Origin of the sequence: Haloplanus sp. HW8-1 (genome assembly GCF_023703795.1) — an archaeon.
Taxonomy (GTDB): domain Archaea; phylum Halobacteriota; class Halobacteria; order Halobacteriales; family Haloferacaceae; genus Haloplanus; species Haloplanus pelagicus.
In genome coordinates this window covers 2,774,134-2,785,859 of record NZ_CP098518.1, presented here as the reverse complement: position 1 = coordinate 2,785,859, position 11,726 = coordinate 2,774,134, and the positions used below count along the sequence as shown (strand labels likewise).

Sequence of the window (11,726 nt, the reverse complement as noted above, 5' to 3'; positions counted from 1 at the left end):
GCGCGTCGCCTCAGATCGACCACGCTCTGATGAGCATGCACTCCTTCGGATCGGCGCTGACCCTGTACCGTAGCGGAACCCTCTCGCTCCCGCAGGCGGCGCGGCTCGCCGGCTGTGCGGAGGCGGCACTGGCGTCGGCACCCGGGCCGCGAACGCGCTCCCGGCAGCCCCGAACCCGGGACGCCGGAGTGGGCGGCCCGACCCCGCTGGCCGACGCCGACTAGTCGGGCAGGACGTGGAGGCCGGCCCGCGTCTTGACGACGGGCACCGTCTCGACGCTCGGATCGAAGAAGTCCGGCCGCGGAATCGTCTTTGCCTCGTAGGTCTCCGGATCGAGCACCTGGACCGCGTGGTCGTCCTCGACGGCCACCACCGTCGTCTCGACGGCGTCGTCGCGGGTGGCCAGCCGAACGGCCGTCAGTTCCTCGTCGTCGAACGGCGTCTCGTAGGCGTCGCCGGAGGCCAACCGCACCCCTTTCAGGTTCCCGCTCACGCTCCGGACGAGGACCGGTCCCGCGCCGTCCTCGGGGTCGATCACGTCCCCCGGCGTGAACTTCGGTAGCCGCACGGCGTAGGTCACGCGGTACACCTCGTTGCCGTCGCCGTCCTCGGTGACGAGGGTCGGGTAGCTCTCGACGCTCCCGCCGAGTTCGCGGACGATGCGCCGGGACACCTCCTCGCCGAGGCCGTTCGTCGAAAGTTTCACGTCCGGGCCGTCGTCGGTCTCGTTGACCTCCGTGACGAACGCCTCCCGGTCGCCGTCGTCCTCCTTGTCGGCAACGTGTGATTCGGCGATTTCGACCGCCCGGGACCGCTCTGCGGGGGTGGGCGTCCGGTCGGTCGCCCGCACCTGGACCGTGCTGGCGTAGTAGCCGCCGGCGATGCGCCCACAGCGATCGCAGGTGCCCCGCGAGATCTTCACGGGGACGACGACCGACTCCTCGAGGGGGGTCTCGCGGACGATCCCGGTGAACTGACAGTGCATCCGGATGGTGTTCTCGTCGACCTGCTCGGGGTCGACCGCCCACGTGACGTTCCGGGCGCCGACGTGGATCCCCAGCGCCTCGCGCGTCTCGTCGACGGCCACGTCGGTGTAGTCGCGGGCGTCGACGTCCACCCAGCGGTTCCCACGGTGGACGGCGCCACACCCCGAACAGACCAGCACTTCGATCCGGTCGGGCGCGTCCACGAGGGCGAAGTCCTCGAAGTAACAGGCGTCACAGAGCCGGCGATCCCGATCCCGCGGCTCACCGGGCAGCGGCTCCGCTCGCGTCGGCACCGGGTCGCCACAGCGCGGACAGAACTCCCGGGACTCGGTGTCGCTCATCGCCGCTCCGTACTCGTCGGCGGCGGTTAAGCCCCGCGACACGGCCGCGGTGATCGGACTGCCGACGCGGCGACGCCGACAGCGTTTACCTTCGTCCGCGTGTAGTTTCCAGCATGGAGTGGAATCCGGACTGGGGGCTCCGTGGTCGGATGGTTCTGACCATGTTCCTCCTCGTCGTCCTCTATGTCGTCTTCATCGCCGCCCTCTCGCAGTACATGGGGCTGTTCGGGGTCGTCCTGATCATGGGGCTGTTCTCGCTCGGCCAGTTTTTCTTCAGCGATCGACTGGCGCTGTACAGCATGGGCGCGACCCGCGTCGACGAGGGCGAGTACCCGACGCTCCACGCGACCGTCGGCCGCCTCTGTCAGCAGGCCGACCTCCCGAAACCCGACGTCGCCGTCGCCGACACCCGGACGCCGAACGCCTTCGCCGCCGGGCGCTCCCGGTCGGCCTCGACAGTGTGTGTCACGACGGGGTTACTCGACACCCTCGACGAGGCGGAACTCGAAGGCGTCCTGGCCCACGAACTCGCCCACGTCAAGAACCGGGACGTGATGGTCATGACCATCGCCTCCTTTCTCTCGACCATCGCGTTCATGATCGTGCGCTGGGGGTGGCTGTTCGGCGGGAACCGGAACCGGCAGGGCGGCGGGGGGATCGTCGTCGCCATTCTCGTCTCGCTGGTCGTCTGGATCGTCTCCTTCCTGCTGATCCGGGCGCTCTCGCGGTACCGCGAGTACGCCGCCGACCGCGGCGGCGCCGCCATCACCGGCAACCCGACCGCCCTCGCCTCCGCCCTCCGCTCGATTTCGGGGCGGATGGATCGGGTTCCACAGGAGGACCTCCGCGAGCAGTCGGAGATGAACGCCTTCTTCGTCATCCCCATCCGGAGCGGATTCGTCGGCCGAGTGTTCTCCACTCATCCGCCGACCGAGAAACGCGTCGAACGCCTGCGCGAGATGGCCGCCGAGATGGAACGGCGATAGATGGGTCTGTTCGACTCCCTCCGCTCGGCGCTCGGCTTCGGCGCCGAGGCCGACGCCACACGCGCGGCCGACCCCGAGGACCTGTTCGGGATGTCGACGGCCTACCTCACGATGGAGGCGGACCTCGAGTTCGCCCCCGTCGCCGCCGCAGCGCTCTGTTTTTCCTCGGTCGACAGCACGGACTTCGCCGGGGCGGTCGACGAGGTCGAAGAGATCCTCCGGGCCGGCGAGGAGGATACCGGCACGGCCTTCCGCCGCCACGAGGACGACCACGGCTACCACTGGGTCGTCCTCGAGGACGACGATCCGGAGGACCTCGTGACGAGTATCCACTTCGCGGCCGACACGTTCGTCGAACGCGGATACGGCTCCCGGATCCTTGCGGCCGTCTTCGGCTTCGAGCACGTGCGCGAGGACCGACGGGCGTACTGGATCTACTCCTTCCGCCGCGGCGCGTACTACCCCTTCGCGCCGACGGGGCGTCACGACCGCGACACGCGACTGGAGTTCAAACTTCAGTCGGTCCTCGACGGCGAACTCGACGTGGAGGACGACGAGGGCTACTGGTATCCACTGTGGCCCGACCGCCCGGACGGCCACCCCTGGGAGTGATCGGACTCGCTCTCGGCACCCGCGCCGTCGAACGCGGCCGATCCCCCCGTCTTCGGGGTTGAACCCCTCGGCTCGGTGTGTCACTGACAACCACGCCGTCTCGCTATTTTCACTTCCACTACGGTGTTAACGAGGCTTTATGTGCGGAGGGGCACAAGCGGAGTCACATGGCAGAAGACGACCTCGAGGACCTTCCCGGCGTGGGTCCGGCGACGGCGGACAAGTTGATCGAAGCGGGCTTCGAGAGCTACCAGAGCATCGCGGTCGCCAGTCCGGCCGAACTGTCCAACACGGCCGACATCGGCGAGTCGACCGCCAGCGACATCATCAACGCGGCCCGCGACGCCGCGGACGTGGGCGGCTTCGAGACGGGGGCGACCGTCCTCGAACGCCGCGAACAGATCGGCAAACTCACTTGGAACGTCCCCGAGGTCGACGAACTCCTCGGCGGCGGCGTCGAGACCCAGTCCATCACCGAGGTGTACGGCGAGTTCGGCGCCGGCAAATCACAGGTCACCCACCAGCTTTCGGTCAACGTCCAGTTGCCCACCGAGTACGGCGGCCTCCGCGGGAGCGCCATCTTCGTCGACAGCGAGGACACGTTCCGCCCCGAACGCATCGACGACATGGTCCGTGGCCTCGACGACGAGGTCATTCAGGCGACGATGGACGACCGGGGCATCGAGGGATCGCCCGGCGACGAGGAGGCGATGGAAGCGCTCGTCACCGACGTCCTCGACAAGATCCACGTCGCCAAGGCGTTCAACTCCAACCACCAGATCCTCCTGGCCGAGAAGGCGAAGGAACTGGCGAGCGAACACGAGGACAGCGAGTGGCCCGTCCGCCTGCTCAACGTCGACTCGCTCACCGCTCACTTCCGGGCCGAATACGTCGGCCGGGGGGAACTCGCCGAGCGCCAGCAGAAACTCAACAAACACCTCCACGACCTGATGCGTATCGGCGACCTCTACAACGCCGCCGTCCTCGTCACCAACCAGGTCGCCTCCAATCCCGATTCGTACTTCGGCGATCCGACCCAGCCCATCGGCGGTAACATCCTCGGTCACACCTCCACGTTCCGGATGTATCTCCGCAAGTCCAAGGGCGACAAGCGGATCGTCCGCCTCGTCGACGCGCCGAACCTCGCCGACGGCGAGGCCGTGATGCGGGTACAGGACGCGGGACTCGTCCCCGAGTAACGACTCTCACCGACGTCGCGTGTTGGTTCCATAGTATTGGAACCGAAGCACAATTTTACCACCCTCCGGTGCGTTGTCGAGAACGGTGACCTCTAAATGACAACCCGTATCGCCGTCGTCGGTGGCGGCACCGGCGGCACGGTCCTCGCCAACAAACTCACGTCGAAACTCGCCGCGGAACTCGACGCGGACGAGGTGAAGGTGATCCTGATCGACGAGACGGGGACCCACGTCTACAAGCCAGTCTGGCTCTACGTCGCGTTCGGCCGGGCTGACCCGTCCGAGGGACTGCGACCGCTCGATGACCTCCTCGACCGTCGGGTTCGGCTCCGGACGAGCCGGGTGACCGACGTGGACACGGCTGGCAAGCGACTGACGCTCGGAGACGGCGAGACGCTCAAGTACGATCACTTGGTCCTCGCGACTGGGGCGCGTCTGGTCCCCGACCGCGTCCCCGGACTCGCCGAGGGCGCTCACGACTTCTACAGCGCGGACGGGGCCGAACGTCTCCGCGACGCCCTCGCGGACTTCTCCGGCGGCCGTCTCGTCCTGTCAGTCGCTGGCATGCCGCACATGTGTCCGGCCGCGCCGGTGGAGTTCACCTTGATGGTCGAGGACTGGCTCCGCGACCGGGGCCTGCGCGAGGCCAGTGAGGTGGTCTACACCGCACCGACCGAGCGGTCGCACAAACTCCCGCCCGTCGCCGACTGGACGGACGAGCGGTTCGACGCCCGTGGCGTCGAGGCACACACCGACTTCGCCGTCGAACGAGTCGACCCGGACGAGCGGACGCTCCACGCGGCGGATGGCCGGGCGCTCGACTACAACCTGCTCGTGACCATCCCGCCACACGCGGGCGTCGACCTCGTGGCCGACGCGGGGCTGGGCGACGACGGCTGGGTCGAGACCGACCCGCGGACACTGGAGGCGGTCAACGCCGAGGACGTGTACGCCATCGGCGATACGACCGACATCGAACGGCCGATGGCCGGCAGCGTCGCCCACTACCAGGCGGGGACGGTCGCCGAGCGCATCGCCGCCGGCGTTCGTGGACACACGCCGACCGCGACCTACGACGGCAAGGTGCTCTGCTTCCTCGAGGCCGGCCTGGACGAGGCGACGTTCGTCTCCTTCGACTACGATTCCCTGCCCGATCTGCGCGAGGAGTCGAAACTCGTCCACTGGGCGAAGGGGGCGTACAACGAGTCGTACTGGCTGACTGCACGGGGGTTGATCTGAGATGAGCGACGACAAGGCGTCGGGGACGACGGCCGACGCCCCAGACGACGCGCTGGCGGCCGCCATCGCCGAGGACCCCGAGGCCGTGGCGGCGTTCGTTCAGCGCCTCGACGACGTGAACGAACTCCTCGACGTGTTGGCCCTCGCCACCGAGGCGGCCGACGACGAGATGGTGTCGTCGGTGGCAGGCACCGCCGGATCGCTCGGCGAACTGGCCGACGAGGCCGCGGAGCCGGAGACGGTTCGAGGAGCGCAGACGCTCCTGCGAGCGCTCGGCGACGCGGGCGATCCCGACACGGCCTATCGGGGTGTGGGTGCGCTCGGCCTACTGCGGGCGCTCCGCGATCCGGAAGTCAAGCGAGGACTGGCGTTTCTGGTGGCGCTCGCGCGGGGAATCGGCCGGGAACTGGACCGACAGGACCGCTGAATCACTCCTCGGTCGTCGTCTCGTCGAGTTCGAGTTCGCCCTCGTGGATCTTCGCCCCGTCCTGTACCACCTTCTCGGCGAGGACGGCACACTTGATCCGCATGGGACTGATGTCGACGCCGAGCATCTCGACCACGTCGTCGCGGTCCATCTCGGCCAGTTCGTCGAGTGTCGTGCCCGGGAGTCGCTGGGTGAGCATGCTCGCGCTCGCCTGGCTGATGGCACAGCCGTCGCCGGAGAAACTCACGTAGTCGATGGTTTCGTCGTCGTCGTCGAGACGCACGTTCATCTTGATGGTGTCGCCACACGACGGGTTCTCGCCGACGTGGCTGAACGTCGGATCCTCGAGATCCCCGTGGTTGCGCGGGTTCTTGTAGTGATCGAGGATCTGCTGTCGGTACATGTCCGAGCCCATACCCATAGTTGCGTCCGGGTAGGGTGGTGCCGAGTAAAAGGATTCCGGGGCGAATCAGGCCGTGGCCGTCTGCCCGGCGTCGTCGTACGCCTCGAGGAGTTCACGGTACCGGTTGCGGATGGTGACCTCGCTGATGTCCGCCACCGCGCTCACCTCGTCTTGGGTCACCGACTCGTTGGTGAGCAGAGGTGCGGCGTAGACGGCCGCGGCCGCCAGTCCGACCGGGTTCTTGCCGCTGTGAACGCCCCGCTCCTTGGCCGCGTCGAGCATCTCCCGGGCCAGGCGCTCGGCCTCGTCCGAGAGGTCGAGTTCCGACGCGAACCGGGTGACGTAGCTCACCGGATCGGCCGGCGCGACTTCGAGGGTGAGTTCCCGCACCACGTAGCGGTAGGTGCGCTTGAACTCCTCCGCCTCGACCCGGCTCACCCGGGCCATCTCGTCGATGGTCCGGGGAACGCCCGCCTGGCGGGCGGCCGCGTACAGCGCGCTGGTGGCGACGCCCTCGATCGATCGGCCGGGGAGGAGGTCCTCCTCCAGTGCCCGTCGGTAGATCACCGATGCGGTCTCGCGGACGTTCTCGGGGAGGCCGAGCGCCGACGCCATGCGCTCGATCTCGCCTAAGGCCTGTCGCAGGTTGCGCTCTTGGTGGTCACGGGTCTGGAACCGCCGGTTCCAGGTGCGCAGCCGCTGCATCTTCTCGCGCTGGCTCGCATTCAGGGCGTTCCCGTAGGCGTCCTTATCCTGCCAGTCGATGGTCGTCGACAGCCCCTTGTCGTGCATCATCTTGGTCGTGGGCGACCCGACCCGGGCCTTCTCGTCGCGTTCGCTGGCGTCGAAGGCGCGCCACTCGGGACCGCGGTCGACCTCGTCGGCCTCGACGATGAGCCCACACTCGCCACAGGCCGTCTCGCCGTGCTCCTCGTCGGTCACTAGGGCGCCGCCACACTCGGGGCAGACGTGTTCCCGTTCGCGTGTCGCCGTCGATTCCTCCCGTTCTCGAATGTCGGTGCTCTCGGTCGTCCAGGTGCGTGTCTCGGTCATGATAGGTGTCGCCACGGACGACCGACGCGGGGGCACGGCCGCCGTGACTCTTCTTAACCCATAGTTAGGTAGTTAGATATATAAACATTTCGCTAAATGGCGCGGAGATATATAAATATCGTGGACGTTTCCGACAGTTATCGGCGTCAGCAGTTTGGACGATAAGCAGAGAAATATAAGTAATGGGGTATCGTCCTCGTGGAAAGCCGGATATATATACTCTTCCACACGAAGCCGCAGGTATGCGCGCCGGCTCCATGACTGCGGACCGCGACCTCGGCGAGATGGCAGTCGTCGAGACACTTCCCGCGACACTCGTCGACCTGTTCGGTCTCCTCACGCGCCTCGGCGATCCCGTGACGCTCCTGCTCGTCGTCGTCACCGGCTATCTACTCGCCGACTACCTCGGCGTCTCCTCGACTCGGATGGCGACGGCGCTCGCACTTGCACTCGGCGGGTTCGCGGCGACGCTCGCGCTCAAACACGCCTTCGCGCTCCCCCGGCCGCCCGGTGCGGGGACGGACGGCTACGGCTTCCCCAGCGGCCACGCCCTCGGTGCGACGGTCGTCTACGGCGGACTCGCCGCCCTCTTCGACGACCGTCGCCTCTCGGCGGCCGCCGCCGGGCTAGTCGTCGTCGTCGCCACCTCGCGGGTCGTCATCGGCGTCCACTACTTGGCCGACGTGGTCGTCGGCGTCGCCGTCGGCCTCGGCTACGTCGCAGCCGGACTCGGGGTTGGCCCCGGCCGTTCCCCCGAGCGCGTGACCGCCGCCGAGACCGGTCGGACCTTCGCCCTCGCCGTCGCCGTCGGCCTCGTGGCGCTCGCTGCGGCGGTGGTCACCGATACCGTCGTCGCCGCGGCCGCCACCGCCGGCGGTTGGATCGGCTGGCGGGTCGCCGGTGATCGCGTCGTCGCCGCCGCTGGATCGACGCGCCGCCTCGTCGCCTCGTTCGCCCTCCTTCCAGGTGTCGTCGTCGTCGCGCTGTTCGTCCTCGACGGCGGCGTCACCCTCCCGGTCGCGGGCGGCCTCGCCGGGGGGACCGTCGCGCTGTTGCTCGCGATCCCCGGTCTGTCGGGGTAGCGTCCCGAAATCGACCGAACGCGGCGCGACGCCGTCCGTTTCAACCTTCCCTTGTATGCCTTCAATGACATGAATACAATGCGGGATTCGGCCGTTCCTACGGCCGGTAGTATGATTCCTTCCGTCCCGATGCCGATCGAATCGATGTCCGAGCGCGCCTCACTCGGGTCCCGTCCGCCCGAGGGGGGGTCACGATGAGCGGGATCACCCTGCAGGACTTCGTCGACGCGTCCGAGCGGGACTTCACGATTCCCGAGGAGGCTTCGGAGCGACTCAACGAGGTACTCCGGGACCTCAATCCGGTGCTGTACGGCGACATCCCGACGAATCTCTCGCCGACGGTGAACGGTATCGACGTCGTCGACTCCTCGGGGCCGGTGTACGAGTTCGAGGTCGACGCCTCCGACACGGAGGATTCGGCGTCGCAACTGACCTACGAGTGGCAGGTCGACGGCGAGGCCGTCGGCGACGACTCGTCGACGCTCTCGTACGCCTTCCAGTCCGAAGGCGACGTCGACGTGACCGTGACGGTCACCGACACCGGCGGGAAATCCGACAGCGAGACGCGGACGGTGTCGGTCAGTCTGCCCGATGTCGAGGATCGGTTCACCGTCGACACGTGGGAGTTCGTCGGTCCCCTCGGGCAGACGCAGTCGATCAAGTACGGAGTGTCGGACGCCGACGGCGACGACGACATCTTGGCCCTGCGGCTGTCCATCTATCCCGGCGATGGGTCGTCGATCTCCCGAACGACCTCCACCCTGACCGATCAGGATCGGGGAGCGGTCGCGTCCCTCGACGACGAGTTCCTGTATCTCAACGGCTTCGGGAAGTACACCGCGGCGCTGGAGGCGATGGATCTGGACCTCTACGACGGTCCCGAGGTCGACGAGAACGGGAACCTGCCGAACGGCGAGAACTTCACCGGCGGGATCGCAGCGGAGAACGGCGAGTTCGTGACGCTGCGCGAGACGACCGACAACATCACCGACTGAGCCGTCGTCCGGGCCGTGTCGCTCCCCGTCGTCGACGCGTACGGAAAAATGGATGCGGGTGGGTCGCGCTCAGAACTTCTCGAGGTAGCGGTCGAGTTCCCAGTCCGAAACCTCGACGATGTACTCGCCGAACTCCTGGGACTTGGCCTCGATGAACTTCTCGGTGACGTGTTCGCCGAGCGCAGTCCTGATCGTCTCGTTGGCTTCGAGGGCGTCGACGGCCTCGCCGAGGTTCGAAGGCAGCGTCGTGATGCCGTACTCCTCGCGTTTGGTCTCGTCGAACTCGTAGATGTTCTCGCGGACCGGGTCCGGGCAGTCGAGGTCGTTCTCGATGCCGTCGAGACCGGCGTGGATCATGGCCGCGAAGGCGAGGTAGGGATTACACGACGGGTCGGGCGACCGAAGCTCGATCCGTGAGGCGGCCGGGACGCGGGCGGCCGGCTTGCGGATGAGCGCCGAGCGGTTGCGGTCGGACCAGGCGACGTAGACGGGGGCTTCGTAGCCCGGCACCAACCGTTTGTAGCTGTTGACGGTCGGGTCGGCGACGGCCGTGATCGCCGGGGCGTGTTCGAGGATGCCAGCGAGGTAGCTTTTGGCCGTGTCGCTCAGGTTGAACTCGTCGTCCTCGTCGTGGAAGGCGTTCTCGCCATCCTCGGTGAACAGCGACATGTGGGTGTGCATCCCCGAGCCGTTGATCCGGGCGATCGGCTTGGGCATGAACGTCGCGTGGAGGTCGTGTTCGGCCGCGATGGCACGAACGACCGCGCGGAAGGTGGCGACGTTGTCGGCCGTCGACAGGGCGTCGTCGTACGTGAAGTTGATCTCGTGTTGCCCCTGGGCGACCTCGTGGTGGGAGGCCTCGATGTCGAAGCCCATGCTCTCCAGGCCGTAGATGATGTCACGGCGCACGTCGGACGCGAGGTCCTTGGGTGCGAGGTCGAAGTAGCCCCCGGCGTCGTTCGTCTTCGTCGTCGCGCGGCCGTCCTCGTCCTCCTCGAACAGGAAGAACTCCGGTTCGGGGGCCATGTTCACGTGGTAGCCCATCTCCTCGGCACGCTCGATGGCACTCTTGAGGACGCCACGCGGATCGCCCGAGAAGGGTTCGCCGGTCGAGGTGTCGATCACGTCACAGATGAGCCGGGCCGCCGCACCGCCACCCGAATCCCCGTTCCGCCACGGGAGCACGGCGAACGTCTCCGGGTCGGGATCGAGGCGCATGTCCGACTCCTGGATGCGGACGAACCCGTCGATCGAAGAGCCGTCGAAGTAGATCCCCTCGGTGAACGCCTTCTCCGCCTGGCTCGCCGGGACCGAGACGTTCTTGACCGTCCCGAGGATGTCGGTGAACTGGAGCCGCAGGAAGTCGACCCCTTCCTCGTCGATCTCGTCGATGACGTCCTGTTCTTCCGCCGTCAAGCCGCCGTCAGTCGCCGTAGTGTCGTCCGTCATGTTCTGGACAGGGTTACTCTATACTCCCAGTATTAAGCCCTTTTTGTTGGCTGCAATTTCCTCTCGCGATCTCTCGTAATTGGATATTCGTAAACTTCTATACCCCCCGGGACGTTCGTAACTGCCATGACGTACGAAAATCTGGATGCGAAGCTGATCAACGCGCTCCTGGGCGACGGTCGTGCCAGCCTGCGGAGCCTCGCCGAAGAACTCGACGTCTCCGTCACCACCGTCTCGAATCACCTCCGTGACCTGGAAGACGAAGGTGTCATCGAGGGGTACACGCCCCGCGTGAACTACGACGCGCTCGGCTACGACGTGACGGCCATCCTCCAGTTGAAAGTCGAGGGAAGCGCCCTGCCCGGGATCACCGAGAGCCTGCGCGATCAAAAGCAGATGGTCAGCGTCTACGAAGTCACGGGCGACTACGACGTCATCGCCGTCGGCAAGTTCCGCGACACGGACGGCATGAACGAACAGATCAAGACGCTGCTGACCGACGCCGACATCCGCGAGTCCAACACCAGCGTCGTCCTGAACGCCGTCGTCGAGAACAAGCAGTTCGAACTCGAAGTCGACGGGGAGTGACCGTCCCCGCGCGGGTCAGCGGTGGACGCCGTGTGGCGTCCCGTGGTGCCGTGCCCGGCGGACGACGTTCACCCGCCAGCGGCGCAGGCCGCCCGTGAGGACGCCCGCGACGACGTAGAAGGCGAGTTCGTGGCCGCCGGTCAGTTCGGCGACCCGCACCACGAGCGCCGCCCCGGCGACGCCGGCCATCGACCACGCGGTCGGCGTGACGCCGTGATCCCGGCGGAGCCCGCCGGAGACGTTGACACACCTCGCCCGCCGGATCGGGGACGACTGCGGCACCGGGAGCGCATCATCGAAGCCGACGACCACGTCGGCGACGCTCGTCGGCTCTCGCTCGACGAGCGCTCGCTGAAGGATCAAAAA

Annotated in this window: 14 protein-coding genes; 9 read left to right on the top strand and 5 right to left on the bottom strand. The window is 67.1% G+C overall.

All coding sequences use genetic code 11. The features are described from left to right. The first annotated feature begins 29 nt into the window (after positions 1-29). Positions 30-224, top strand: a complete 195-nt coding sequence (locus NBT82_RS14595; RefSeq protein ID WP_251328837.1) for a UPF0175 family protein — start codon at positions 30-32, stop codon at positions 222-224. On the opposite strand, the gene NBT82_RS14590 is transcribed toward NBT82_RS14595, so the two are convergent. Continuing rightward, a complete protein-coding gene (locus tag NBT82_RS14590; protein WP_251328836.1) occupies positions 221-1,327 on the bottom strand; it encodes a 60S ribosomal export protein NMD3 in 1,107 nt (368 codons plus the stop codon). The two genes, NBT82_RS14595 and NBT82_RS14590, sit on opposite strands and share 4 nt — an antisense overlap. A gap of 113 nt (positions 1,328-1,440) precedes the next feature. Here NBT82_RS14590 and htpX point away from each other — a divergent pair, with 113 nt between their 5' ends. The 5 genes from htpX to NBT82_RS14565 all read left to right on the top strand — a co-directional run bounded on the left by htpX (position 1,441) and on the right by NBT82_RS14565 (position 5,790). Then, positions 1,441-2,313, top strand: a complete 873-nt coding sequence (htpX, locus tag NBT82_RS14585) for a zinc metalloprotease HtpX (protein ID WP_251328835.1) — start codon at positions 1,441-1,443, stop codon at positions 2,311-2,313. Then, positions 2,314-2,925 carry a PspA-associated protein PspAB gene (gene pspAB, locus NBT82_RS14580; RefSeq protein WP_251328834.1) on the top strand — a complete coding sequence of 204 codons (612 nt, stop codon included), beginning with the start codon at positions 2,314-2,316 and terminating at the stop codon, positions 2,923-2,925. It begins immediately after the preceding gene. Positions 2,926-3,092: 167 nt separating this feature from the next. Next, positions 3,093-4,124, top strand: a complete 1,032-nt coding sequence (gene radA, locus NBT82_RS14575) for a DNA repair and recombination protein RadA (RefSeq protein ID WP_251328833.1) — start codon at positions 3,093-3,095, stop codon at positions 4,122-4,124. 96 nt (positions 4,125-4,220) lie between these two features. Further along, the gene (locus NBT82_RS14570; protein ID WP_251328832.1) at positions 4,221-5,363 is read left to right on the top strand and encodes an NAD(P)/FAD-dependent oxidoreductase; all 1,143 of its coding nucleotides are present in this window, start codon (positions 4,221-4,223) and stop codon (positions 5,361-5,363) included. Position 5,364: 1 nt separating this feature from the next. Next, positions 5,365-5,790 (top strand): helical membrane plugin domain-containing protein, encoded by a 426-nt coding sequence (locus NBT82_RS14565; RefSeq protein ID WP_251328831.1) that lies wholly within the window; start codon positions 5,365-5,367, stop codon positions 5,788-5,790. Position 5,791: 1 nt separating this feature from the next. Here the strand turns inward: NBT82_RS14565 and sufU are convergent, their stop codons facing one another. After that, positions 5,792-6,211 (bottom strand): Fe-S cluster assembly sulfur transfer protein SufU, encoded by a 420-nt coding sequence (sufU, locus tag NBT82_RS14560; protein ID WP_251328830.1) that lies wholly within the window; start codon positions 6,209-6,211, stop codon positions 5,792-5,794. Positions 6,212-6,259: 48 nt separating this feature from the next. Then, positions 6,260-7,246: a transcription initiation factor IIB gene (locus NBT82_RS14555; RefSeq protein ID WP_251328829.1), complete on the bottom strand. Its 987-nt coding sequence runs from the start codon at positions 7,244-7,246 to the stop codon at positions 6,260-6,262. 242 nt (positions 7,247-7,488) lie between these two features. Here NBT82_RS14555 and NBT82_RS14550 point away from each other — a divergent pair, with 242 nt between their 5' ends. Together NBT82_RS14550 and NBT82_RS14545 are read left to right on the top strand one after the other, a co-directional pair. Beyond that, on the top strand, positions 7,489-8,328 hold the full coding sequence (locus NBT82_RS14550) for a phosphatase PAP2 family protein (protein WP_251328828.1): 840 nt from the start codon (positions 7,489-7,491) through the stop codon (positions 8,326-8,328). Between the two features lie 194 nt (positions 8,329-8,522). Further along, a complete protein-coding gene (locus NBT82_RS14545) occupies positions 8,523-9,323 on the top strand; it encodes a PKD domain-containing protein (RefSeq protein WP_251328827.1) in 801 nt (266 codons plus the stop codon). Positions 9,324-9,392: 69 nt separating this feature from the next. Here NBT82_RS14545 and glnA read toward each other — a convergent pair whose 3' ends face one another. Further along, positions 9,393-10,772 (bottom strand): type I glutamate--ammonia ligase, encoded by a 1,380-nt coding sequence (glnA, locus tag NBT82_RS14540; protein WP_251328826.1) that lies wholly within the window; start codon positions 10,770-10,772, stop codon positions 9,393-9,395. Between the two features lie 126 nt (positions 10,773-10,898). Between glnA and lrp the strand changes: the two genes are divergently transcribed. After that, positions 10,899-11,360 (top strand): HTH-type transcriptional regulator Lrp, encoded by a 462-nt coding sequence (lrp, locus tag NBT82_RS14535; protein WP_251328825.1) that lies wholly within the window; start codon positions 10,899-10,901, stop codon positions 11,358-11,360. A gap of 15 nt (positions 11,361-11,375) precedes the next feature. On the opposite strand, the gene NBT82_RS14530 is transcribed toward lrp, so the two are convergent. Then, positions 11,376-11,723, bottom strand: a complete 348-nt coding sequence (locus NBT82_RS14530) for a hypothetical protein (protein WP_251328824.1) — start codon at positions 11,721-11,723, stop codon at positions 11,376-11,378. Positions 11,724-11,726 lie beyond the last annotated feature (3 nt).